Here is a 22,330-nt window from a genome sequence, read left to right as displayed (position 1 = left end):
ACGATGTTCACCGGAATCGTCGCGGCGGTCGGCCGCATTGAAACCATCGAAGCGCTCGGCACCGAAGCCGATGCCGGCGTTCGGCTGATTGTGCAGGCGGGCGGCCTCGATCTTGGCGACGTCGCGCTCGGCGACAGCATCGCGATGCAGGGCGCCTGCATGACGGCCATCGCCACCACGGCCGACACGTTCACCGTCGACGTGTCGCGCGAGAGCCTGAACCGCACCGTCGGCCTGACCGAGGCCGGCGAAGTGAACCTGGAAAAGGCGCTGCGCGCGCACGACCGGCTCGGCGGCCATATCGTATCGGGCCACGTGGACGGGCTCGGCACCGTGACGCATTTCGCGCCGGTCGGCGAATCGCACGAGCTGCGCGTGCTGGCGCCGAAGGAGCTCGGCAAGTATCTGGCCTACAAGGGCTCGATCACGGTCAACGGCGTGAGCCTGACCGTCAACGCCGTGACCGACCGCGAGGACGGCTGCGAATTCTCGATCAACCTGATTCCGCATACGGTGGAGGTCACGACGTTGCGGCATCTGAAGGCGGGGGTGAAGGTGAATCTCGAGATCGACATGATTGCGCGGTATGTGGAGCGGATGTTGGGGGCGGAACAAAACGCCTCCAAGGCCCTGCTGCGAAATTAGGTCGGAGATGCATTTCAGCCACGACGCGTTGGAGAAGGCTCGCAGCCTGGCAGCAAGCAAGTGTCTGTCAACGTATGCATGAATGCTGCTGGCCGAAGATTTGTCGCGAGCGCCAGTCGATAGCCCATCGATTCGCGCCGTGCCGGTGGAAAAACAGGGCTCCGAACCCGACCGGCACAGGGTCAGCAGCAGTCATCCATTCATAGGCCAATGGGCACGGCATTCCGCTCGCTGCCAACCTGCCCGGCGCAAACCACACCATGACGTCAACTTGCTTGATGCGCTGGTCGAGGCCGTCCTGCATATTCGAGACAAGCGAGAGCGGCCATCGCATAAGCCGCAAATAATTGTTTAGGGTGATAGAGCTACAGCCCCGAGCCACATCGGCAGAATTTGCAAGAACACGGCCCCCTGCTTGCAAAAACCGGCTCGCTTCACCGCTATGGCCTGTGAAAAACGCATTGGCGCGCCGAGCACTCGATTGCCCGGCTTCATCCTTTCGGTGGCCCAAAATTTCTACGAGCATCGTGCTCATTTTCACGAAACCCGACTATCTCCGGTTTGCACCTTGATTTACTAGACACACATCAAATTGCAAGGTGTTTTATCCTCGCGCTGCCACGCCAGCATTGTCAGAAAATTCCTAAACATATCTATCTCACAGATTAAAAAATTCGGGATGCTCTTATAGACGGAGCCAGGGTCTCCATGTCAAATTAATCGATTCTTTGGAGCCTCCGGCATGCTTCATATTGAAGAGCGACAGGACATTAAGGCAAATTTCGCGATTAACACAGCGCATTTGTTTGCGACCATTGGTTCGATTACCCAACGAGATGAGTTGATTACGATCCCAACAGGCGGTTTAACAGTCCTCGGGCCAGCATTTCAGACGACGTGAGCGAATCCGCAATTACCGATGGCAAATCGTTCGCGCTTGTCTGTCGTCCACTGAACACCGAATCACACCAACATCATCATAGACGAGCGCTAGCGAGAAGGCGTGGCGTTGTCCATTGTCTTCGCAGTAGTCGAGCGCTCGACCCGGGTTCGCTGACGGAGGGCAAATGATCCGATATTTCCTTGCGAAAGGTGACCGTGCCGGTAATGCCGTGATCATCGAGGGGTTGCCGGACTGCAGTTGCTCGAATCCACCTCCGTCCGTGCAAATCGCCACGCTCTACATGAAGACATATTGCACTGCGTGCAAACAGGAAGGGATCGTCGCGCCGAAAGGGCCGCGCTGGCCCGGTACGGCGTCCAATGGAAAGCCGTGGGCGCTGAGTGGCGACATCAACGTGTGTGGTTGTGAGCCTGCACCTGTCTTTTACGCCGTGCGTGGCATGACGATGAGTTTCAACGCCGAAGAAGTCGCGCGATCGACTACTCCCCCTGCTCGCATGAGCAGCGGCGTCGCCGCCACCTCGTCCGCATTAGATAAGGCTCGGTACGTGGCCCGGTTTATCGTGCGGGATAGCGCGACCGGGAAGCCGTTGGCCAATCGCGATTTCGTGGCTGACGTAGGGGGTATCCAGCGATCTGGAAAGACCGACGGGCAGGGTCACGCGAAGGTCGTGACCAATGGCGAACAGTCAGTAAGCATCCACGTCTTTTTTTCGTCGCCAAAGCGCGATCTGAAACCTCGCCAAGGAGCCTAGTCGTGGCCGCGGACTACAACATTGAACACTGGACATCGGCACCAATCGTACTGGAAGGCGGCAAGAACAACGCTATCTCGATCCCTGTTAATGACCGTGCAGCAACGCGGCAGGCAATTATCACGACGCTCGCGCGCAAAGGCCATAAGCTCATCGAACGGTCAAGCTGGCACGCGGAGGCACCGCGCGCCGCCATGCGAGAAAGTCATTGGGATTATCAAGATATAGTGATTCACCACGCCGGTCGGAGCTATTCGTGTGGCGCTCCATCGATGACGGAAATACAACGCGCGCAGCGCGACGACATGAGGCGATCGATACCGTTCGATGACATAGGCTACCACTACGCCATTTCCTGCCAGGGCGTGATCTATGAAGGTCGAGATATCCGATACGTCGGCGAACACGTCAGTGGCGGAAATACCGGAAAGGTCGGCATCGTTCTTTTGGCGGATCTTGTAAAGGCGGGCGAGGCTTATGAACAGGAATACAAGGACATGTCGCTAGGGCAGCGGATAAAAGCGTTGCCGCAGATCCTCGTTGACAGATTGGTCATCAATCACGACAAGCCAACGGAGCCGCAGGTCAAGGCGCTAGGTACCTTGTCGGAAGTACTCAAGGAGTTTTTCAATATCACGCGCCTGGGCGGCCACCGCGAATATCAGATGCTCACCAACGGCAACGGGCGAGCATGCCCCGGCGATCTTGGCATGACTATCGTGAAGTCGATGCGGTCGCAACTGGGGTTGTCAGCGCCGAACAAATGAGAGCACCCACCCGGTTAGGTCGTTAATGATGTAGGTGCGAGATGCCAGGCGATCCTGAATCAATCGGCACCTAGCATCTTTGTCCGTGCCAAGAGGCGGGTGCTGCGCACCCGCCTTTGCTTCGATGTAATCGAACCATGCCGAGCCGTCGCCGGCGGCGTAGTCCAGACCGATTCGATCTCCGAAACTGTTTTCACGCTCCGTCGAGAAATAATGCGCCTCGATGTCGTTGAACCATGCATCGCTGCACGGCTGCGATGCCGGCGCGCCTGGTATCCGAAATGCCATGAGAATCAGCAAGAGCGCACCCGTGACAATGGCGATAAAGCCAAATTTGAAAAAACGCATATTCCGGTTGATTCAGTGCGGTTGGAGAGCTTCGGCAGCTACGTTGTCGGCCACGTATAAATGGCAATGAGGAATTTCATTGGACGCTTTTGAATATCACTGCGTGCTTATGATTGCCGGCGGGTGCAGCTTTGGCATCGGCCAGCTTGCCAACATTGCCGTCGTGCCGGAAAGCGACGCATCCCGATGGTAGTCCGTCACCATGATTGGGGGCAAGGCTGAACAGGACCGAGCAGTCCCATGTGCAATATCGACGCAGACGCATCGCCGCGAGCAGCGGCATTGATGCGTCAGGTAGCGATGAATCAGTTTCTTTGCTGGCCTTATCGCTGCCTCGGTCCCAGGACAAGCTCTTCACCTCTCCCCCGCCATTTCCCTCGTCTCAACAATCTGTCATTAGAATACGGGCCTCGGGCGCTCGGGCCGGCGCCTTCCCGGACGCAATCCGTCCGCCCCGCGCGCCATCGGCAGCGCGGGCGGCGGCCGTCCTGATCACCGCTTCCGAGGCAACGCCAAGGCGGTTCCGGCCGATATAACAAGCAGTCAACGCATACGGTTACGAATCATGGGAATCCAGCAGCACCAGAAACGGGTGCCGATCGGCGGCCTCGCGTTTCGGGGCAGCGCGTTCGCCGCGCTCCTGATCGCGATGCACGGCGTCGCCCGCGCGGACTGCATCGACGACGCCGCCGCGTTCGAACACGTCAGCGTCGGCCTGATGCGCGCCATCGCGCAGGTCGAATCGGGCACGCGCACCAACGTCATCAACACCAACAGCAACGGCACGACCGATATCGGTCTGATGCAGATCAACAGCTCGTGGCTGCCACGGCTGGCGCGTGAAGGCATCACCGAGCAGAGCCTGCTCGATCCGTGCACCAACGCCTACGTCGGCGCGTGGATCCTCTCGCAGAACATCCGGCAATACGGCCCGACCTGGAATGCCGTCGGTGCCTACAATGCGAGCTCGCCGGACAAGCGGCTCGCCTACGCGCAGAAGGTGTACGACACCGCGCAATCCATCTCCAGCACGCAGGACGCGTCCATGCCCATCCTCCCGCCCTCGTTCACGCCGCCGCAAACCTACAACCCGTTCGCGAGCCTCAACGTCCAGCAGGTCAAGGTTGCGCCGCAGGGCGCGGCGGCAGCGGCGGCCGCCGCGCGCAGGCCGGGAAGCCCCGGCGGCCCGGCCACCGCCGTGATCGCGGCATCCGCGCCCGGCGCCTACAACTTCGGCTGGGCCGTCACCGGCGCGGACGACGCCAAGCCGGTTCAGGTGTTCGACGACGGCGCGAAGATCTACGTGCAGTTCGCCGACATGAAGCGCATTCCGGCGATCTTCGCGGATACGCCGCGCGGCCGCGTGGTCCTGCGCTGGGAAGCGCAGCCGCCCTACGCGGTGATCGCGTCGCTCGAATCGAAGCTGGTGTTCCAGATCGGCCCGGCCGAAGCAATCGCGCAGCGTTCGGCAGCCGGCGACGCCACCAAGCCGGGTAAGCCCGGCACGCCGCCGTTGCAGGCCGGCGCGCCCGCGGCACCCACCGCCACGGCGGCAGCCGCCGCCACCGCCGTGGCCGGCAAGAGCCCGGCCGCCGTCGATCCGGCCGCCGCGCGCAAGGCGTCCACCAGCGCGCTGTGGTACCTGTCGGTGCCGTCGACGGCACCAGCCACACGCGCCGTGGCCGATACGACGCCGGCGCCCGCTGCCCCCGCAACGCCGGCTGCGCCCGCCATCGAAGCGGCGAACACGGCCACCAGCGCTCCCTCGAAAGCCGCCCCCGCAGCAGCAACCCCTCCCACGCCGGCCGACACCGCCGCCTCGCGCAAGGCAGCCGCCGACGCACTGTTCTACATGACAAAGTAAGACGCACGACGCAAGGCCGCTTCTCCAGCGTCCTTGCGTTGTACTTTCAACCGTCCGACATCGTCATTTCTGCATTTTCATTTCATATAATCATTGGCAATCGTCAGCATTGCCAACTATTGTGTCGCGCAGTTTCGCATTGCTTCCCCCACCATCCCGGAATCGCAAAAACACCATTTTCCCCGGCGTTTTCTCGTGATTTCTCAGACCTGCATGTCATCCCGCTCATCGCAAGCGCGGGTGTTCCCCTGCAAGCCGAAATTCCGCAGCGGGATTACACTTCGGTGCAGCTGCCCCGGCATCATTCAAAGAGGCATGAAACACGTTCCCCAATAGGAGACACGGCTTCATATGAAAAACATAACAATTCGCCAACTCAAGACTTTCGAAAGCGTTGCGCGCAATTTGAGCTTTTCGCGTGCGGCCGAAGATCTGCATCTGACGCAGCCCGCCGTCTCGATGCAGATCAAGCAGATGGAGGATCACGCCGGCGTGTCGCTGTTCAGCCATGTCGGCAAGCGCATCGCGCTGACCGATGCCGGCGAGCTGATGCTGCGTCACAGCCTCGCGATCCTCGCCGATCTGAAAGCCGCCGAGCAATCGTTCGCCACCCTGAAGACGGGCAGCGCGCAGCGCCTGCGCGTCGGCCTGATCACCTCGTGCAGCTACTTCTTCCCGCAGCTGATCGGCGCCTTCATGCAGCAGAAGCCCGGCGTCGATCTCGACATGTCGGTGCGCAGCCGCGACCAGTTGGTCGCCCAGTTGCGCAGCGATAGTCTCGATCTCGCGGTGATGGTGCAGGCGCCGGACGACGCCGCCATCGTCGCCGAGCCGTTCGCGCCGAATCCGTTCGTGCTGGTGGCGACGCCCGATCATCCGCTGGCCGGCGTGCGCGACATCGCCCGCTCGCGCATCGCTCAGGAGTGCCTGCTGGTGCGCGAAAGCGGCACCGACACGCGCAGCGCCGCCGACGACAGCTTTCGCGGCCAACCGTACGCCCCGCGCTTCATGGAGATCGGCTGCGCCGAGGCAATCAAGCAATCGGTGATGGCCGGCATGGGCATCAGCCTGCTGCCGAAGCAGACGGTTCAATCCGAACTGCGCGCCGGCCTGCTCGCGGTGCTCGACGTGCAAGGCTTTCCGCGCAAGCGCAACTGGTGCGTGGTCCATCGCGCCGACCGCCATCTGCCGCCGGCGGCCGTCCATTTCCGCGAATTCCTTCTGACCGAAGGCAGCGCGCGGCTCGAACACATCACGGGGATCGACAAGGTGCAGGCTGACATGGCGCTTCGACGCTCCGCTTATGCTTCGGGGCCGGCGCGGCCCGTCGCGAGTACGGCGAGCCTCGACGTCGCGCTGCGCACCCGCGCCCTGTTACGCGACGACAGCCTGCCAGACCAGGGCGATATTCAAGGCGAGAATCACGGCGGTGGCGAAGCCCGCCACGACGACAATCTTGCGGCTCGCGGCAAAACTGCCCATCACTGAACGACGCGACGACAGCACCACGAGGGCGATCAGCGGCACCGGCAACACGATGCTGAGCACGATCTGGCTGTCGATCATCGCGTGCATCGGGTCGCAGGTCAGGCACACGATCACGGCCGGCACGATGGTGATCAGGCGACGCACCATGACCGGCGTGCGAAAGCCCACGAAGCCCTGCATGATGTTCTGCCCGGCCATGGTGCCCACCACCGAGCTGGAGATGCCCGAGGCCAGCAGCGAAACGAGAAACAGCACGCCGGCACCGGCGCCGAGCACGGGCGTCAGCGTGTGATACGCCGCCGCGATGTCGGCAATGCCGGGCGCGCTCTTGCTGAACACCGATGCGGACATCGCCACCATCGCCATGTTCACGAACCCGGCCAAGCCCAGCGCGATCAATACCTCGCGATTCGAGAAGCGCACCAGGCGGCGGCGTTGATAGTCGTTGCGTGCCGGCGCGCGGTTCTGCGTCAATCCGGAGTGCAGATAAATCGTGTGCGGCATGATGGTCGCGCCGACGATTCCCACGGCCAGCATCAGTGCCTGGCTGCCGTGCAGTTGCGGCACGAAGGTATGAAAGATCGCCGCATGCCAATCGGGCGGCGCGATGAACAGCTCGCCCAGATAGCTGAGGCCGATCACGGCGATGAACGCGCCGATCACCAGTTCGAGCGGGCGAAAGCCCTTCTTGTCGAGCGACAGGATGCCCACCGTCACGATGCCGGTGATCAGCAGCCCCCAGGCCAGCGCGAGATGAAACAGCAGCGAGATGCCCATCGCCGCGCCCATGAATTCGGCCAGGTCGGTGGCGATCGCGGCGATCTCGGAGCCGATCCACATGGCGATCACGAGCGGCTTCGGGAATTCGTCGCGGCACACTTCGGCCAGGCTGCGGCCGGTCACGATGCCGAGCTTGGCGGACATCGCCTGGAACAGCATCGCCACCAGCGACGACAGCATCACCACCCACAGCAGGTCATAGCCATAGGTGGAGCCGGCCTGGATATTGGTGGCGAAGTTGCCCGGGTCCATATAGCCGACCGAGGCGATCACCGCCGGCCCCGCGAACGGCAGCAGCGCGCGCAGGCCGCGCCGTTCGTTGTCGAGCGTGTCGCGCATCGCCGAGACGGCGTCGGCGGTCGTCGTGCCGGACAAGGCCTGGCTGGCGGTGCGTTTGAGTGCCATCGGCATGGTGAGAGCCTCTTGCGAATTCTTGCGAATGTGCTGGATTTCGATAACGACAAACAACGAGGAAGCGGGCAGCCGCGCGTCGTGCGGCAGGCGTCGAGCCTGCGCGCACGCGCACGTCACCTCAGGCGAGCACGTCGCGCCGGTCCTTCAGGCGGTGGATCGCATCGAGCGTCTCGTCATCGACGCGCAGATGCTCGCGCAGCAACTGTCTCGGCACGTTCGCCAGCCATTGCGACAGCGTGATCTCCGAGAAGTGATCCGACTTGAAGATCTCGAGGAACACCAGGTCTTCCTTGCCGGTGTTCTTGATGTAGTGGCCGAGATTTTTCTCGACGTAACCCACATCGCCCGGGTTGAAGTCCACCGTTTGCGCGGCCGGCCCGGTGTTGAACACCGTCATGCGCGCCGAGCCCTTGATGAAGTACTGCCATTCGTCGTTGTCCGGGTGCCAGTGCATTTCGCGCAGGCCGCCCGGCTTGACCGTCACGAGCGCCGCGGCCACCGTCTTCGACACCGGGAAGTTGCGGCTGTCGACGATGCGCACTTCGCCGCCGGCATTCGAGATCGTCGGCGCCATCGCGCCCATGCGGAAGATGAACGGATGATCGGGGCGACCGGCCGGCGATGCGCAGTAGGCCTGATCGGCGGCGAGCGGGCCGGCCTTCGCGCCTTGATAGATCCACAGCTGTTCGAGCGGGATCTCCTTGAACTTCTCGGCCGGCACGCCGAAGTTCTGCGCGAGGATGTCCGGCGGCGTGTGGGCGAACCAGTCGGACACCATCAACGTGTTGAATTCGCCCGACGAGCCGTTATCGAAGGCCAGCACGAATTCGCCGCCGTTGTCGCCCAGGCCCTGCAGCGAGTGCGGCAGGCCCGGCGGGAAATACCAGATGTCGCCGGCCGCCACGTCGGCCACTTCGGCGCGGCCCTTGGTGTCGATGGTGGTCACGCGCACCTGGCCGCTGACCATGATCGCCCACTCGGCCTGCTGGTGCCAATGCAGTTCGCGCACGCCGCCCGGCCCGAGGCGCATGTTCACGCCGGCGATGTCCTTCGAGATCGGGAACGCCTTGGTGGTCACTTCGCGCGCCCAGCCGCCGGCCTGGATACGCTTGTGGGCGAGGTTGAACGAGGCCCACGGAATCGGCATGCCGCCGACGTCGGTCGCGGGCGGATTGTTGAACGACGGCAGCACGTCGCGCAGTTGCGGATTCTGCGGGCCGGGCTCGGACAGCGCGGCCGGCGTGGAGTTGATCGCGCCTTGCGGCGGCGTGTCGGGGTTGCCGAATTCGGCGGCCTTGGCGGCCACCGCGGCACCCATCGCGACGGCCCCTGCTGCCGCGCCGACCAGCACACTGCGACGTTTCATATCGGTCATGCTCTGTTCTCCTGAATATCTTTTCCTGATGAGGATCGGCTCTCGCGGCGCTTGGCACGCGGCGCTGTCGATCGATCGGAACCTTGCTGTCTGCTCCGTGACGCCAATACTAGGGACGCAAGCTCAGGATGAACAATCAGGAATTCTTGGCGAGTGCATAAGCAGGTTTGATGGATCGCCGCGCCGATCGCACCTAGGATTTGCGCATGCGCCGGTGTTCGAACCGGTGCAACGCGCGGTTCAATTCAAACGGAAGCAAACGCAAGGAGTGTGAACATGGGTAGCCTCAGCATGACGCATTGGCTGATCGTCCTGGCGATCGTGTCGCTGGTGTTCGGAACGAAGAAACTGCGCAGCCTCGGCACCGATCTGGGCGGCGCGATCAAGGGCTTCAAGGAGGGGATCAAGGAAGACGAAGCGGCGGCCGCACCCGAGGCGCTCGCGCAGGCGGCCGTCTCGAACGACGCCGCGCTGGACGTTCAGGCGAAGCGCCCGGTCGCGCAATCCTGAACGCGGCGCGCAGGCGCCAGGCGCATCACGAGATGCATCACGGCTGCTTCGCCGTCAGCAGTTCCACGCCGAAGCCGACAAACACGAGGCCGGTCGTGCGCCGCATCGCCGCCACCGCGCGGCTCGCGCGCAGGCGCCCGTGCAGATGGCGCACGCCGGTCGAATAGATCGCGTGCACCACCAGCACCGTCAGCGCGATGGTCAGGTACATCTCGGTGAACTGCAGCGGCAGCGAGCATTGATGATCGACGAACTGCGGCATGAACGCGGACAGGAAGATCATCGTCTTCGGGTTGCTGCCGGCCACGATCATCGATTCGCGCAGCAGCCGCCAGCGGCTGACCGGCACGGCCGTGCCCGGCGCGCCGCCCGCATCGGCGCCGGCGGCCACGGGGCGCCCGGCGTCGCGCCATTGCCGGATGCCGATGAAGATCAGATAGGCCGCCCCGGCCAGCTTCAGCGCGATGAACAGCGGCGGCATGGCGGCCAGGATCGCGCCGACGCCGAGCGCCACCAGCGACACCACCACCAGTTGCACGAACAGGTTGCCGGCGATCGACACGACCGTGCCGCGCGCGCCGTGACGCACCGTGTTGCGGATCACGAGCAGCACGTTCGGGCCGGGCGTCAGCGTGGTCAGCAGATAGGCGAAGGCGAACAGCAGCCAGGTGTGGGCGGACATCGACATCTCCGGAAGGCGAATGGGCGGGAATGGTGGGGCCGGAACAGCCGCGACGGGCCGGCAAGGCCGCCAGCGCCGATCATGCCACGCCGGCGCGGGACGCGCGCCGCCGCCCGACACCGCGCTCGCGCGGCCCACGAAAGCCGGTGCGCGGGCCGGCCGGCGCCGTGGCCCCATCAGCGGCCTCACGCGCGGCCCGTCACGCGACCCCACGCGGCCCGATTTCCAAGGCAGCCGGCCCGCCGTGACGTAAAATAGCGCTTTTCCCCAGCGGACTCCCTTTTTCCGATATGAAGCTCGCCTCCACGCCCGACATCATCGCCGAGCTGAAAGCCGGCCGCATGGTGATCCTCGTCGACGAGGAAGACCGCGAAAACGAAGGCGACCTGATCCTCGCCGCCGATTTCGTCACGCCGGAAGCGATCAACTTCATGGCCCGCTACGGCCGCGGCCTGATCTGCCTGACGCTGACGCAGGAACGCTGCAAGCACCTGAACCTGCCGCTGATGACCTACCGCAACGGCACGCAGTACGGCACCGCGTTCACGGTCAGCATCGAGGCGGCCGAAGGCGTCACCACCGGCATCTCGGCGGCGGACCGTTCGCATACCATCGCCACGGCCGTCGCACGCGACACGCGCGCCGACCAGATCGTCCAGCCGGGCCACGTGTTCCCGATCATGGCGCAACCGGGCGGCGTGCTGGTGCGCGCCGGCCATACCGAAGCCGGTTGCGACCTGACGGCGCTCGCGGGCCTCACGCCGGCCGCCGTGATCTGCGAAGTGATCAAGGACGACGGCTCGATGGCGCGCCTGCCCGACCTGATCGCGTTCGGCGAGCAGCATGGCATCCTGATCGGCACGATCGCCGACCTGATCCATTACCGCAGCCGCACCGAATCGATCGTCGAGCGCGTGGCCGAGCGCACCATGCAAACGGCCCACGGCGCGTTCCAGGCCGTGCTGTACCGCGACAAGCCCACCGGCTCGCCGCACATCGCGCTGGTGCGCGGCACGCCCTCGCCCGACGTCGACACGCCGGTGCGCGTGCACGAGCCGCTGTCGGTGCTCGACCTGCTCGAAACGAGCACCTCCACGCACTCGTGGACGCTCGACGCCGCGATGAAGGAAATCGCCGCGCGCGACCTCGGCGCGGTGGTGCTGCTCAATTGCGGCGACAACAAGGAGCATCTCGTCGACGTGTTCCGCGCGTTCGACGAGGAAGAAAAGGCCGCGGTGCTCAAGCGCCGCCCGGTCGATTTCAAGACGTTCGGCATCGGCGCGCAAATTCTGCGCGACGTCGGCGTCGGCAAGATGCAGGTGCTCGCGAACCCGCGCAAGCTCGGCAGCATGTCGGGCTGGGGTCTCGAAGTGACGGGCTTCGTGCCGATGCCTGGCGGCGCGGCGTCCGAGGTCTGAGTTCCACGCAACCGACTGACCCGCCGCTCCCAACCACGCTGAACCCAACCACGGAATGAACATGGAAATCGGACAATACCAACCGAATCACGAGGGTGAAGGCCTGCGCATCGGCATCGTGCAGTCGCGCTTCAACGAGCCCGTCTGCAACGGCCTGGCCGATGCGTGCGTCGAGGAGCTCGAACGCCTCGGCGTGACCGGCGAAGACGTGCTGCTGGTCACCGTGCCCGGTGCGCTCGAAATCCCGCTGGCGCTGCAAAAGCTGGCCGAAAGCAACCAATTCGATGCGCTGATCGCGCTCGGCGCCGTGATCCGCGGCGAAACCTACCACTTCGAACTCGTCTCGAACGAAAGCGGCGCCGGCATCTCGCGCATCGCGCTCGATTTCAACACGCCGATCGCCAACGCCGTGCTGACCACCGAGAACGACGAGCAGGCCATCGCCCGCATGACCGAAAAAGGCCGCGACGCGGCCCGCACGGCCGTCGAGATGGCCAACCTCACGATGACGCTCGACCAATTGAGCGACGACGAGGAAGAAGAGGACGAAGACGAAGAAGAGGAAAACGAATGAAGAAGAGTGCACGCCGACAATCGCGCGAACTGGCGACGCAGGGCCTGTATCAATGGCTGCTGTCGAACGCGTCCACCGGCGAGATCGACGCGCAGTTGCGCGGCGCGCAGGGTTACGACAAGGCCGACCGCGAACTGCTTGAAACCATCCTGTACGGCGTGATCCGCGAACACGTGGATCTCGCCGCCGCGCTGACGCCGAATCTCGATCGCCCGATCGAGCAACTGTCGCCCGTCGAACGCGCGGTGCTGCTGGCCGCGACGTTCGAGCTGAAGCATCAGATCGAAACGCCGTACCGCGTCATCATCAACGAGGCCGTGGAGTTGACCAAGACGTTCGGCGGCTCGGACGGCTACAAGTACGTCAATGGCGTACTCGACAAGCTGGCCGTCAAGCTGCGCCCGGACGAAGCCGTCGCGCGCCGCTGATAATTGATATCCGCCGAAAGGCACTCCCGCGGGCGCTACGGCGCCCGCCCTCTTTTCCACTTCTGGTTTTCTCCGCCATGAATACTGCCGCCGAATCGCTGATCCGGCTGGCGTCGCGCGTCGACGCGATCCAGCCGTTCCATGTGATGGAAGTCGTCAAGCAGGCCGCGCTGCTCGAACAAGCGGGCCGCGACGTGATCCACATGAGCATCGGCGAGCCGGATTTCACGGCGCCGGAGCCAGTGATCGAAGCGGCCGCCGCCGCGATGCGGCGCGGCGTGACGCAATACACCAGCGCGCTCGGCATCGCGCCGCTGCGCGAGGCGATTGCCGCGCACTACCTGCGCACCTACGGCCTGACGATCGCGCCCGAGCGCATCGTCGTGACGGCCGGCGCGTCTGCCGCGCTGCTGCTGGCCTGCCTGGCGCTGGTCGGCCGTGACGACGAAGTGCTGATGCCGGACCCGTCGTACCCGTGCAACCGCCACTTCGTGGCCGCCGCCGAAGGCCGGCCGGTGCTGGTGCCGAGTGGCCCCGAAGCGCGCTTCCAGCTCACCGCCGACGACGTGCGCGAACGCTGGGGCGACCGCACGCGCGGCGTGCTGCTCGCCTCGCCGTCGAACCCGACCGGCACCTCGCTCGCGCCCGACGAACTCGGCCGGATTCTCGGCGCCGTACGCGAGCACGGCGGCTTCGCGATCATCGACGAGATCTACCAGGGCCTCAGCTACGACGGCCCGCCCGTCTCGGCGCTGTCGTTCAGCGACGACGCGATCACCGTCAACAGCTTCTCGAAGTACTTCAACATGACAGGCTGGCGGCTCGGCTGGCTGGTGGTGCCGCCGGCGCTGGTCGGCGTGTTCGAGAAACTGGCGCAGAACCTGTTCATCTGCGCCTCGGCGCTGGCCCAGCACGCGGCGCTGGCCTGCTTCGAGGCCGATACGCTGGCCATCTACGAAACGCGCCGCCTCGAATTCATGCGCCGCCGCGACTACATCGTGCCGGCGCTCGAATCGCTAGGTTTCGAAGTGCCCGTGAAGCCGGACGGCGCGTTCTATGTATACGCACGCTGCGGCAAGGTGGCGCATCCGGCCGCCAGCGACAGCGCGAAGCTCGTCGATGCGATGCTGCAGGACGCGGGCGTGGTGCTGGTGCCGGGGATGGATTTCGGTTCGCATGCGCCGCGCAACTATATCCGGCTCTCGTATGCCACCGCCTACGGGCGGATCGAGGAAGCCGTCGCGCGATTGCGGACGCTGTTCGGCGGCTGAACGCCACCGACCCGGCGAAACAGAAAGTTGCAATTGGCGGGACAAAGTAAAACGGGGCGCTCGACAGCGCCCCGTTTTTCATGACTGCGGCAACCCGCGATCAGGTTCCGACTTCCGACGAGCCATCGTGCTTCACGCCCGTCTCGGCGCTGGCGTCGGCTTGCGGCGGTGCGGCCGGCTTCGGTTCGGCCGGTGCGCCGGCCTTGATCGTGAGCGGGTGCGCGCCGTCGAGCGTGGCTTGCACGCGCTTCGGGGCCGCGGTGGAGGCCGTCGTCGTGACCGGCGTCGACAGCAGCGGCGCGTAGATCGACACATTGCGGCCGCGCGACACATCGCGCAGGCGGGCGCGTTCGCCGAGCACCTTGGCGCTGTAGCCGCCGTCGTCCGGGCCGGTCACGCCGTTGTAGAGGCGCAGGCCGCCCTGCAGCGAGCCGCCGCGGGCGATGCAGTCCTTCAACACCAGCGCGCCGACCTGCAGGTTGACCACGGGGCGCAGCGCCGCGTCGGTGCCGCCCGCGTATTCGAACTTGTCGGAATGGATCTTCGACATCACCTGCATCAGGCCCTGGGCGCCGGCGCCGCTTTCGGCGTACGGGTTGAAGCCCGATTCGATCGCCATCACCGACAGCAGCAGCAAGGGATCGAGGCCGACATCGCGGCCGGTGTCGAACGCGGCCGTCACGAGCCGGCCGACCGCCTCCTGGGCGACGTGATAGCGACGCGCGAGATAGGTGGCGACGAGCGCCTGCTCGCGGCTGCTGTAGATGCGATCGCTGCGGGCATCGGCGGCGACGCGCTGGATCGGGATCAGCTTCGCCAGCGTGACCGGCGACTGGCCGTTGCGCACGGCTTCCGCGGTGGCCAGGGCGGCCGCGTCGCTGGCGCCCAGATCCGCCGTGGCGGGCTGGTAGGACACCGGCGACACCTGGCCGTCGGTATCGATATCGTCATCGGTATCGGCATTGCCGGGGCCGAAGGCGGGCAGCGGGTGCCCGGACAGCAGCCGCGCGGGGCCGGCCTTGACGGCGGCCGACAGCACGGGCATCAGCTTGGCGGCCAGGGTGCCGCGCGCGTTCGGCAACATCCAGAGCGCCAACGCGACGAGCACGGCGCAACCGCCGACGATGCTGAAAAGGTGGTGACTGACACGCGTCCCGCGACGCAGCACGTCGCGCAGCAACTGCGCGTGCCGTTCGTTGGGACGCCACGATAACCAAGCGTTCATTCAGATCTCCCATGAACATGACTCGTGCGGCTCGCTCGACTCGAAGCGAGAAGGACGCGAAACCGCGGAATCAGGACACCGCGGGCCCAGATGGGGCTGCGACGTCGGAGAAACGGTATGAGTACCGTTCGGGGGCCAGGGCGGTCACGAGAACAATGCCCGGCGGGCAAGGTGACGCGCGGTGGCTTCCACGCAAAAAACCAGCGTCGCTAAGGCGCTGGCTAGGACGAAAAACAACCGTCACATGCCGTTTCATCGCGGCGGACGGCGACGCGGAGCGTCGGGTAGACCGGAGCGGACTGGCTGTCTGCCAGGGGGTCCGGCGAACAATGTGAGCGGATTCTAGGGAGGGTTTTATAGATCGTCAACACTATAAAGTCCGCAAATCATAACAAAAAGTAATGATTTGTTACGTCGCGGATCGAAAAGCCGCGCGCTGTCTGGGTTTCACGGGCGCTTAACAAATTTGCGGTTCGCGCTCGATAAAACGGTCGCCCGGGTAGAATCGGGGCTCGTTTTTCGGCGCGCCGCGCCGTCAATGCACCCCGCCGCCGCGTGCGGTCGATGCCAATATTCCGATGAAATACAAAGACTTACGAGATTTTACCGAACGCCTCGAAGGCTTGGGCGAGCTGCGGCGGGTCAGCCAGAGCGTCTCGCCCGTCCTCGAAATGACCGAGCTGTGCGACCGGGTATTGCGTGTCGGCGGCCCGGCGCTGCGGTTCGACTCACCGACCGGCTACCGGTTTCCGGTGATCGGCAACCTGTTCGGCACGCCGCGCCGCGTGGCGCTCGGCATGGGGGTGGATGCGGACCGCGCCGACGACGGCTCGGCCCTCACCTCGCTGCGCGACATCGGCCACCTGCTGTCCGCGCTGAAGGAGCCGGAGCCCCCCAAGCGCCTCGCCGACGCCGGCAAGCTGCTGTCGCTGGCCAAGGCCGTGTGGGACATGGCGCCGAAAACCGTGTCGTCGCCGCCGTGCCAGGAAATCGTCTGGGAAGGCAATGATGTCGATCTGGCGAAGCTGCCGATCCAGACCTGCTGGCCCGGCGACGCCGGCCCGCTGCTGACGTGGGGGCTGACCGTCACGCGTGGCCCGAACAAGACGCGCCAGAACCTCGGCATTTATCGCCAGCAGTTGATCGGACGCAACAAACTGATCATGCGCTGGCTCGCCCATCGCGGCGGCGCGCTCGATTTCCGCGAGTTCGCGCTGGCCAACCCCGGCAAGCCCTACCCGGTCGCGGTCGTGCTCGGCGCGGACCCGGCCACCATGCTTGGCGCCGTCACGCCGGTGCCCGATTCGCTGTCCGAATATCAATTCGCCGGCCTGCTGCGCGGCGCGCGCACCGAACTGGCGAAGTGCCTGACGCCCGGCGTCGACACGCTGCAGGTGCCCGCCCGCGCCGAGATCGTGCTGGAAGGCTTCATCTACCCGCAACAGGGCGAGCCCGACGCGGCGCCGGCCGGCGCACCGCCGCGCCCGACCGGCGTGCGCGGCGCGGCCGCCTACGAGCACGCGCTCGAAGGCCCGTACGGCGATCACACCGGCTATTACAACGAGCAGGAGTGGTTCCCCGTGTTCACCGTCGAGCGCATCACGATGCGACGCGATGCCATCTATCACTCGACCTACACCGGCAAGCCGCCCGACGAGCCGGCCGTGCTCGGCGTCGCGCTCAACGAAGTGTTCGTGCCGCTGTTGCAGAAGCAGTTCTCCGAGATCACCGATTTCTATCTGCCGCCCGAGGGATGCAGCTACCGGATGGCGATCGTGCAGATGAAGAAGAGCTACGCCGGCCACGCGAAACGCGTGATGTTCGGCGTCTGGAGCTTCCTGCGGCAGTTCATGTATACGAAGTTCATCGTGGTGGTGGACGAGGACGTCGATATCCGCGACTGGAAGGAAGTGATCTGGGCGATCACGACGCGCGTCGATCCGGTGCGCGACACCGTGCTGGTCGACAACACGCCGATCGATTACCTCGACTTCGCCTCGCCCGTCGCCGGCCTCGGCTCGAAGATGGGCATCGACGCCACCAACAAGTGGCCCGGCGAAACCCAGCGCGAATGGGGCCGCACGATCGAGATGGACGCCGCCGTCAAGGCGCGCGTCGACACGCTCTGGACCGAGATCGGCCTGGGCTGATCGCCCGGTGGGCGGCGCGCGGCCAAGGCCGCGCCGCCCACCGCGTTACGTTTGCATACCAATCCGCCCACGCACTGAACTAAAAAATGGCGCTTCCCTCTGCCTCGATGCTGTCCGACGGCTTTTTCCTGTCGCTGTCGCTGTGTCTCGACATCGGCCTCGTCAACGTCGCGATCCTCTCGCTGACGCTGTCGCACGGCTTCAAGCCGGGCTTCTGGCTCGGCCTCGGTTCCTGCTTCGGCGATCTCGCCTATGCCGCGCTCGCGCTGGCCGGCATGGCCGTGCTGCTGCAATTCGAGGCGGTGCGCTGGGTGGTGTGGCTCGGCGGCGGCGCGGTGCTGCTGTTTCTGACCTGGAAGATGGCGCGCGAGGCGCTGTTTCCGCCGAAGCCGGCCGAGGCCGGCGAGGCCGCCGCCGCATCGGGTGCGGCCAAGGCAAGCGCCCCGCGCAGCTTCCTGCGCGGCATGCTGCTGGCGATGTCGTCGCCATCTGCCATTCTGTGGTTCGCCGCCGTTGGCGGCGCGCTGATCGCCAAGGCCGGCGCGACCACGCCGGTCACGGCCTCGGTGTTTCTTAGCGGCTTCTTTCTCGGCGGCCTCGCCTGGACGCTGTTCCTGTGCGGCCTCGCCAGCCAGGGCCGCAAGCGCGCGGGCGCGGGCCTGATGCGCGCCTGCCACGTCGTGTCGGCGCTGCTGTTCGCGTACTTCTCATATAGCGTGATCGTCGGCGGCTATCGCGACCTGATCGTGCACGCGGCCGCCTGAGGCATCCGCCCCGTCTTTCGTTCACGCAAAAACAAACGGCGCGGCACGGTGTTCCGTGTCGCGCCGCGCGTTGCCGCGCGCCGGTGAGGCGCGCGAGCCATGCTTACCAGTGACGGCCGTAGTAGCCGTGATGGTAGTGATGCCAGTATGGGCGGCCATAGTAGCCACCACCGTAGACGACCGGCGGCGGGCCGTAGTAGGCCGGGGCCGGCGCATAGACGACCGGAGGCGGCGGCGCGTAGACAACCGGCGGCGGCGCGGCATAGACCGGATACGCAGGGGCGATCGGCAGGCCGATCCCGACGCCGATCGAAACGTGGGCCTCGGCGGCGCTTGCAACACCCAGGCCGAGCGCGGCGGCAGCGATGAACGGAACGAGTTTTTTCACTTCGGTTCTCCTGGCGGCAGGTTCGATTTGGCCGCCACATGAACAGCGACGAATGCGCTGCGGTACGGGATCCAATGTAGCGAAAACCCCTCCCGCGAGCCAACCGCATTTGTTGCAAATTGCAATTGCCGTGCCGGTTCGCACCACGCCCGGCGCGACATTTCGCGGCCTGCCATGGCCTGCCAGGCACGTGCGCCGGAGCGGATTGCGCGATGAAACCGGCAAATCGGTCAGGATTTCCGATAGATAAAGCCGAAGATCCGGGCCGCTCGGTAATGATTGATTACAAATTCTGACCTCGGCGACACGGCTTGCGCGCCGGGCCGTCTCATCCGGCTGTACGTTCAAATGCAGGATACTGACGCCCTGCCGACTTTCCGCCCCCTTGCCATGCCGCTCCCGTCCACTCCCCGTCTCGGTTTCATTGGCGCCGGCCGGCTCGCCCGCTGCCTTGCCCGCCGCTTCGCGCAGGCCGGCTTTCCGGTCACGGCCATCACGAGCCGCACGCCGGCCTCGGCCGAAGCGCTGGCCGCCATGATCGACGGCTGTACGGCCGTCGCCACACCGCAGGCGGTGGTCGAGGCGGCCGACCTGATCTTCGTGACCGTTTCCGACGACGGCATCGGCCCCGTCGCCGCATCGTTGCGCTTCGATCCGGCGCGCGCGCCATCGCAGGCGCTCGTGCATTGCAGCGGCGCGTCGAGCGTCGCATTGCTGTCGCCCGCGCGCGACCAGCAGGTGCAGACGGGCGGATTCCACCCGCTCTATCTGTTCGGTGGCGGCGACGCCGATCTCGAACGGATCGCCGGCTGCTCCGTGACGATCGAGGCCGGCGGCACGCTGCGCCCCGTGCTCGACGCGCTGGTTGTCGCGCTCGGCTGCCATCCGCTCGCGATTCCGGCCGGCGGCCGCATGCTGTATCACGCCGCCGCCAATTACGCGGCCAGCTTCGCGCTGTGCGGGTTGGCCGAGGCCGTGTCGCTGTGGCGCACGCTCGGCATCGACGAAGCCGATGCGCTGCGCGCGCTGCTGCCGATGCTCGCCGGCACCATCGAGACCGGCCGCGACAAGGGCCTCGCGAACGCGCTGGCCGGGCCGGTGTCGCGCGGCGACGCGGGCATCGTCGCGAAGCAGTTGACGCTGCTCGATGCGCTCGGCGGCGACCACGCCACGCTCTACGCGCTGATGACGCGCCGCGCCGTCGAACTCGCCGGCCAGCGTGCCGTGCCGCCGGCCGGGCTCGACGCGGTCGGACGCAGCGTCGAAGCGCTGCTGGCCGCGCGGCTCTCCAAGGCCGCCCCCGATGGCCGCGAGCCGTGATAATGTGACGCCCGATGCAGGTCGCTGCCCGATGGCGGCCGCATGCCACGCTACCCGACTGTCTGACAAGGATTCCAACGATGCTCGGCGAGATCGCCCGCTTTCTGATCAATACACTGTTCACGCTATTCGGCGCCGCCCTGTTGCTGCGCGCCTGGATGCAGGCGGTACGCGTACCGCCGTACAACCCCGTCACGCAGGCCGTGCTGCAGGCGACCAACTGGCTCGTGCTGCCGCTGCGCCGCGTGATCAGCGGCACACGCGGCATCGACTGGGCCAGCGTGGTGGCCGCGGTCGTCACCGCGTTCGTCTATGTCGTGCTGATGCTGTCGCTGGGCGGCTTCGACGTGATGTCGATCCTGCCCACGCTCGCGATCGTCGCGCTGCTGACCGTCGTGAAATGGGCGCTGAACCTGGTGCTGTGGATGACCATCCTGATGGCGCTGCTGTCCTGGCTGAACCCCCGCTCGCCCGCGATGGCGATCCTGTTCCCGCTGACCGCGCCGCTGCTCAACCCGCTGCGCCGCGTGCTGCCGAGCATCGGCGGCATGGATCTGTCGCCGATCCTGTTGTTCGTGATCGTGCAGGTGCTGCTGATGGTCGTGACGCGTGCGACGATTTCGATGACGATGTTGACGCTGTAGGCGTCGATGGTGGTTTTTCGCACGCAAAGAGAAGCGCCGCCCTTGGGCGGCGCTTTTTTATTGCCATGGCTCAGACCAGCCAGGTGCGGGCGGTCCAGATGCCGAGGAAGGTCAGCGCGAACGAGCCGACCAGATGCACGAAGGCAACCGCTGCCGCCCAGCCGAGCCGCCCGTCGACGACATGCGTGATGACTTCGGCCGAATAGGTCGAGAACGTTGTGAGGCCACCCATGAAGCCGGTAATCACGAACAGCCGCCACTCGGGCGCAAGGCCGGCCTTCGCACCGAAAAAAACGATCGCGACGCCGATCAGATAGCCGCCGATCAGGTTCGAGGCCAGCGTGCCGAGCGGCAGGTTCGGCACGACGAGATTCAAGGCCAGGCTCAAGCCCCAGCGGAGCAAGGCGCCGAGGCCGGCGCCGACGAAGATCGCAACGATCGAGGGGAACACGGGGAATCCTTGGGCGGAGAAAGTGACGATTGGCGTCACTGTAGGCGCTGAGGGGTGGAGGTGGCAATGTGTGGCGGGGTCGCCCTGGGATCGCGGGCTTGCCCTGCCGGGGCAAATCCCTGTAAAATCTCGCGTTCTGCGGGCGTCGTATAATGGCCATTACCTCAGCTTCCCAAGCTGATGACGTGGGTTCGATTCCCATCGCCCGCTCCAGCATCCCCGTATCGCAATCTCGGCGCCCAGCTTCGGCCCGAACCCCGCGCGAAGCCGCCTCACCGAAGGCGGCTTTTTCGTACCGGCATCCGGGCCACGCCCCGTCCGGCCGAACGTGCGGCGCCGCGGTGCTGCGCACCGGCGCGATTCGCCCATTCAGAACACCATGAACCACACTCCCGACGACACCGGCCTGCCGCAAGACGGCACGCCCGACGATGCCACGCCCGACACGCCGTCCGACGACGACAACCCGCTGCGCCTGCGCCGCATCCGCAGCTTCGTGACGCGCGCCGGCCGCGTGTCGACGGGCCAGCGTCGCGCGCTCGACGAATTCGGCCCGCGCTACGTGGTGCCGTATGCGCCCGAACAGCCCGACTGGGCCGCGGTGTTCAACCGCGACGCGCCACGCATTCTCGAAATCGGCTTCGGCATGGGCGCCTCCACGGCGGAGATCGCCGCGCATCGCCGCGACGACGATTTCCTCGGCGTCGAAGTGCATGAGCCCGGCGTGGGCGCGCTGCTCAAGCTGATCGGCGAACAGAGCCTGACGAACATCCGCATCATCCAGCACGACGCGGTCGAGGTGCTGGAGAACATGCTCGCGCCGGACAGCCTCGACGGCGTGCATATCTTCTTCCCCGATCCGTGGCACAAGGCGCGTCATCACAAGCGCCGCCTGATCCAGCCGCCGTTCGTCGCGCAACTGGTGTCGCGCCTGAAGCCGGGCGCGTACCTTCACTGCGCGACCGACTGGCAGAACTACGCCGAGCAGATGCTGGACGTGCTGGCCGCCGATCCGCATCTCGAGAACACGGCCGACGGCTACGCGCCGCGCCCCGACTACCGCCCGATCACGAAGTTCGAGCGGCGCGGCCTGCGTCTCGGCCACGGCGTGTGGGATCTGGTGTTCCGCAAGCGCATCGGCGCATAACGAACGCGACGCACGGCAG

23 protein-coding genes and 1 tRNA gene are annotated in these 22,330 nt (G+C 65.5%); 16 read left to right on the top strand and 8 right to left on the bottom strand.

Translation table 11 applies throughout. The features are described from left to right. Positions 1–3 precede the first annotated feature (3 nt). The gene (locus AB4850_RS16715; RefSeq protein ID WP_414444145.1) at positions 4–645 is read left to right on the top strand and encodes a riboflavin synthase; all 642 of its coding nucleotides are present in this window, start codon (positions 4–6) and stop codon (positions 643–645) included. Between the two features lie 67 nt (positions 646–712). Here AB4850_RS16715 and AB4850_RS16710 read toward each other — a convergent pair whose 3' ends face one another. Continuing rightward, entirely contained in the window at positions 713–1,180 is a 468-nt protein-coding gene (locus tag AB4850_RS16710; RefSeq protein ID WP_414444144.1) for a hypothetical protein, read from the bottom strand. A gap of 532 nt (positions 1,181–1,712) precedes the next feature. Between AB4850_RS16710 and AB4850_RS16705 the strand changes: the two genes are divergently transcribed. Both AB4850_RS16705 and AB4850_RS16700 read left to right on the top strand, forming a co-directional pair. Next, positions 1,713–2,303, top strand: a complete 591-nt coding sequence (locus AB4850_RS16705; protein ID WP_414444143.1) for a hypothetical protein — start codon at positions 1,713–1,715, stop codon at positions 2,301–2,303. 2 nt (positions 2,304–2,305) lie between these two features. Then, positions 2,306–3,070: a peptidoglycan recognition family protein gene (locus AB4850_RS16700; protein WP_414444142.1), complete on the top strand. Its 765-nt coding sequence runs from the start codon at positions 2,306–2,308 to the stop codon at positions 3,068–3,070. Here AB4850_RS16700 and AB4850_RS16695 read toward each other — a convergent pair. Next, positions 3,053–3,418 carry a hypothetical protein gene (locus tag AB4850_RS16695; protein WP_414444141.1) on the bottom strand — a complete coding sequence of 122 codons (366 nt, stop codon included), beginning with the start codon at positions 3,416–3,418 and terminating at the stop codon, positions 3,053–3,055. The two genes, AB4850_RS16700 and AB4850_RS16695, sit on opposite strands and share 18 nt — an antisense overlap. 565 nt (positions 3,419–3,983) lie before the next feature. Here AB4850_RS16695 and AB4850_RS16690 point away from each other — a divergent pair. Together AB4850_RS16690 and AB4850_RS16685 are read left to right on the top strand one after the other, a co-directional pair. Then, complete coding sequence (locus tag AB4850_RS16690; protein WP_414444140.1) at positions 3,984–5,282, top strand: transglycosylase SLT domain-containing protein; 1,299 nt, start codon at positions 3,984–3,986, stop codon at positions 5,280–5,282. A gap of 351 nt (positions 5,283–5,633) precedes the next feature. Continuing rightward, complete coding sequence (locus AB4850_RS16685; RefSeq protein WP_414444139.1) at positions 5,634–6,770, top strand: LysR family transcriptional regulator; 1,137 nt, start codon at positions 5,634–5,636, stop codon at positions 6,768–6,770. Here the strand turns inward: AB4850_RS16685 and AB4850_RS16680 are convergent. Both AB4850_RS16680 and AB4850_RS16675 read right to left on the bottom strand, forming a co-directional pair. After that, positions 6,657–7,961, bottom strand: coding sequence for an Nramp family divalent metal transporter (locus AB4850_RS16680; protein ID WP_414444138.1), 1,305 nt, complete (start codon positions 7,959–7,961; stop codon positions 6,657–6,659). The genes AB4850_RS16685 and AB4850_RS16680 overlap by 114 nt on opposite strands. A gap of 121 nt (positions 7,962–8,082) precedes the next feature. Then, complete coding sequence (locus AB4850_RS16675) at positions 8,083–9,339, bottom strand: cupin domain-containing protein (protein ID WP_414444137.1); 1,257 nt, start codon at positions 9,337–9,339, stop codon at positions 8,083–8,085. Positions 9,340–9,615: 276 nt separating this feature from the next. Here AB4850_RS16675 and tatA point away from each other — a divergent pair, with 276 nt between their 5' ends. Further along, a complete protein-coding gene (gene tatA, locus AB4850_RS16670) occupies positions 9,616–9,849 on the top strand; it encodes a Sec-independent protein translocase subunit TatA (RefSeq protein WP_414444136.1) in 234 nt (77 codons plus the stop codon). Positions 9,850–9,886: 37 nt separating this feature from the next. On the opposite strand, the gene AB4850_RS16665 is transcribed toward tatA, so the two are convergent. Then, complete coding sequence (locus AB4850_RS16665; protein WP_414444135.1) at positions 9,887–10,531, bottom strand: LysE family translocator; 645 nt, start codon at positions 10,529–10,531, stop codon at positions 9,887–9,889. A gap of 290 nt (positions 10,532–10,821) precedes the next feature. Here AB4850_RS16665 and ribBA point away from each other — a divergent pair, with 290 nt between their 5' ends. The 4 genes from ribBA to AB4850_RS16645 all read left to right on the top strand — a co-directional run bounded on the left by ribBA (position 10,822) and on the right by AB4850_RS16645 (position 14,222). Continuing rightward, the gene (gene ribBA, locus AB4850_RS16660) at positions 10,822–11,949 is read left to right on the top strand and encodes a bifunctional 3,4-dihydroxy-2-butanone-4-phosphate synthase/GTP cyclohydrolase II (RefSeq protein WP_414444134.1); all 1,128 of its coding nucleotides are present in this window, start codon (positions 10,822–10,824) and stop codon (positions 11,947–11,949) included. Positions 11,950–12,010: 61 nt separating this feature from the next. Next, positions 12,011–12,523 (top strand): 6,7-dimethyl-8-ribityllumazine synthase, encoded by a 513-nt coding sequence (ribH, locus tag AB4850_RS16655; RefSeq protein ID WP_414444133.1) that lies wholly within the window; start codon positions 12,011–12,013, stop codon positions 12,521–12,523. Further along, positions 12,520–12,951: a transcription antitermination factor NusB gene (nusB, locus tag AB4850_RS16650; RefSeq protein WP_414444132.1), complete on the top strand. Its 432-nt coding sequence runs from the start codon at positions 12,520–12,522 to the stop codon at positions 12,949–12,951. Before ribH ends, nusB begins: the two co-directional genes overlap by 4 nt. Positions 12,952–13,028: 77 nt before the next feature. Further along, complete coding sequence (locus AB4850_RS16645; protein ID WP_414444131.1) at positions 13,029–14,222, top strand: pyridoxal phosphate-dependent aminotransferase; 1,194 nt, start codon at positions 13,029–13,031, stop codon at positions 14,220–14,222. A gap of 100 nt (positions 14,223–14,322) precedes the next feature. Here the strand turns inward: AB4850_RS16645 and AB4850_RS16640 are convergent, their stop codons facing one another. Next, entirely contained in the window at positions 14,323–15,447 is a 1,125-nt protein-coding gene (locus AB4850_RS16640; RefSeq protein ID WP_414444130.1) for a transglycosylase SLT domain-containing protein, read from the bottom strand. A 578-nt stretch (positions 15,448–16,025) separates the two neighbouring features. Here AB4850_RS16640 and AB4850_RS16635 point away from each other — a divergent pair. Continuing rightward, complete coding sequence (locus tag AB4850_RS16635) at positions 16,026–17,597, top strand: UbiD family decarboxylase (protein WP_414444129.1); 1,572 nt, start codon at positions 16,026–16,028, stop codon at positions 17,595–17,597. 86 nt (positions 17,598–17,683) lie between these two features. Then, a complete protein-coding gene (locus AB4850_RS16630; protein WP_414444128.1) occupies positions 17,684–18,361 on the top strand; it encodes a LysE family translocator in 678 nt (225 codons plus the stop codon). A gap of 103 nt (positions 18,362–18,464) precedes the next feature. Here AB4850_RS16630 and AB4850_RS16625 read toward each other — a convergent pair whose 3' ends face one another. Further along, positions 18,465–18,749: a hypothetical protein gene (locus AB4850_RS16625; protein ID WP_414444127.1), complete on the bottom strand. Its 285-nt coding sequence runs from the start codon at positions 18,747–18,749 to the stop codon at positions 18,465–18,467. 390 nt (positions 18,750–19,139) lie between these two features. Between AB4850_RS16625 and AB4850_RS16620 the strand changes: the two genes are divergently transcribed. After that, complete coding sequence (locus tag AB4850_RS16620; protein WP_414444126.1) at positions 19,140–20,069, top strand: Rossmann-like and DUF2520 domain-containing protein; 930 nt, start codon at positions 19,140–19,142, stop codon at positions 20,067–20,069. 80 nt (positions 20,070–20,149) lie between these two features. Continuing rightward, positions 20,150–20,713 carry a YggT family protein gene (locus tag AB4850_RS16615; protein WP_414444125.1) on the top strand — a complete coding sequence of 188 codons (564 nt, stop codon included), beginning with the start codon at positions 20,150–20,152 and terminating at the stop codon, positions 20,711–20,713. Between the two features lie 70 nt (positions 20,714–20,783). Here AB4850_RS16615 and crcB read toward each other — a convergent pair whose 3' ends face one another. Further along, on the bottom strand, positions 20,784–21,164 hold the full coding sequence (crcB, locus tag AB4850_RS16610) for a fluoride efflux transporter CrcB (protein ID WP_414444124.1): 381 nt from the start codon (positions 21,162–21,164) through the stop codon (positions 20,784–20,786). A gap of 138 nt (positions 21,165–21,302) precedes the next feature. On the opposite strand from crcB, the gene AB4850_RS16605 reads away from it, so the two are divergent. After that, positions 21,303–21,377, top strand: a tRNA-Gly gene (locus AB4850_RS16605). Positions 21,378–21,543: 166 nt separating this feature from the next. Further along, on the top strand, positions 21,544–22,311 hold the full coding sequence (gene trmB, locus AB4850_RS16600) for a tRNA (guanosine(46)-N7)-methyltransferase TrmB (protein WP_414444123.1): 768 nt from the start codon (positions 21,544–21,546) through the stop codon (positions 22,309–22,311). The last annotated feature ends 19 nt before the right edge of the window (positions 22,312–22,330 follow it).

Source organism: Burkholderia sp. 22PA0106, from assembly GCF_047497155.1.
GTDB lineage: Bacteria > Pseudomonadota > Gammaproteobacteria > Burkholderiales > Burkholderiaceae > Burkholderia.
This window is presented reverse-complemented; position numbering and strand designations above follow the sequence as displayed.

Excerpts from the sequence above, each read along its gene's own strand:
- AB4850_RS16705 (WP_414444143.1), top strand. The coding sequence starts at position 1,713 with ATGATCCGATATTTCCTTGCGAAAGGTGACCGTGCCGGTAATGCCGTG.
- AB4850_RS16615 (WP_414444125.1), top strand. The coding sequence starts at position 20,150 with ATGCTCGGCGAGATCGCCCGCTTTCTGATCAATACACTGTTCACGCTA.
- AB4850_RS16630 (WP_414444128.1), top strand. The coding sequence starts at position 17,684 with ATGGCGCTTCCCTCTGCCTCGATGCTGTCCGACGGCTTTTTCCTGTCG.
- AB4850_RS16680 (WP_414444138.1), bottom strand. The coding sequence starts at position 7,961 with ATGCCGATGGCACTCAAACGCACCGCCAGCCAGGCCTTGTCCGGCACG.
- AB4850_RS16685 (WP_414444139.1), top strand. The coding sequence starts at position 5,634 with ATGAAAAACATAACAATTCGCCAACTCAAGACTTTCGAAAGCGTTGCG.
- ribBA (WP_414444134.1), top strand. The coding sequence starts at position 10,822 with ATGAAGCTCGCCTCCACGCCCGACATCATCGCCGAGCTGAAAGCCGGC.
- AB4850_RS16675 (WP_414444137.1), bottom strand. The coding sequence starts at position 9,339 with ATGACCGATATGAAACGTCGCAGTGTGCTGGTCGGCGCGGCAGCAGGG.
- tatA (WP_414444136.1), top strand. The coding sequence starts at position 9,616 with ATGGGTAGCCTCAGCATGACGCATTGGCTGATCGTCCTGGCGATCGTG.
- AB4850_RS16620 (WP_414444126.1), top strand. The coding sequence starts at position 19,140 with ATGCCGCTCCCGTCCACTCCCCGTCTCGGTTTCATTGGCGCCGGCCGG.
- nusB (WP_414444132.1), top strand. The coding sequence starts at position 12,520 with ATGAAGAAGAGTGCACGCCGACAATCGCGCGAACTGGCGACGCAGGGC.
- AB4850_RS16665 (WP_414444135.1), bottom strand. The coding sequence starts at position 10,531 with ATGTCCGCCCACACCTGGCTGCTGTTCGCCTTCGCCTATCTGCTGACC.
- AB4850_RS16635 (WP_414444129.1), top strand. The coding sequence starts at position 16,026 with ATGAAATACAAAGACTTACGAGATTTTACCGAACGCCTCGAAGGCTTG.
- AB4850_RS16715 (WP_414444145.1), top strand. The coding sequence starts at position 4 with ATGTTCACCGGAATCGTCGCGGCGGTCGGCCGCATTGAAACCATCGAA.
- ribH (WP_414444133.1), top strand. The coding sequence starts at position 12,011 with ATGGAAATCGGACAATACCAACCGAATCACGAGGGTGAAGGCCTGCGC.
- AB4850_RS16695 (WP_414444141.1), bottom strand. The coding sequence starts at position 3,418 with ATGCGTTTTTTCAAATTTGGCTTTATCGCCATTGTCACGGGTGCGCTC.
- AB4850_RS16710 (WP_414444144.1), bottom strand. The coding sequence starts at position 1,180 with ATGAGCACGATGCTCGTAGAAATTTTGGGCCACCGAAAGGATGAAGCC.
- AB4850_RS16690 (WP_414444140.1), top strand. The coding sequence starts at position 3,984 with ATGGGAATCCAGCAGCACCAGAAACGGGTGCCGATCGGCGGCCTCGCG.
- AB4850_RS16640 (WP_414444130.1), bottom strand. The coding sequence starts at position 15,447 with ATGAACGCTTGGTTATCGTGGCGTCCCAACGAACGGCACGCGCAGTTG.
- AB4850_RS16645 (WP_414444131.1), top strand. The coding sequence starts at position 13,029 with ATGAATACTGCCGCCGAATCGCTGATCCGGCTGGCGTCGCGCGTCGAC.
- trmB (WP_414444123.1), top strand. The coding sequence starts at position 21,544 with ATGAACCACACTCCCGACGACACCGGCCTGCCGCAAGACGGCACGCCC.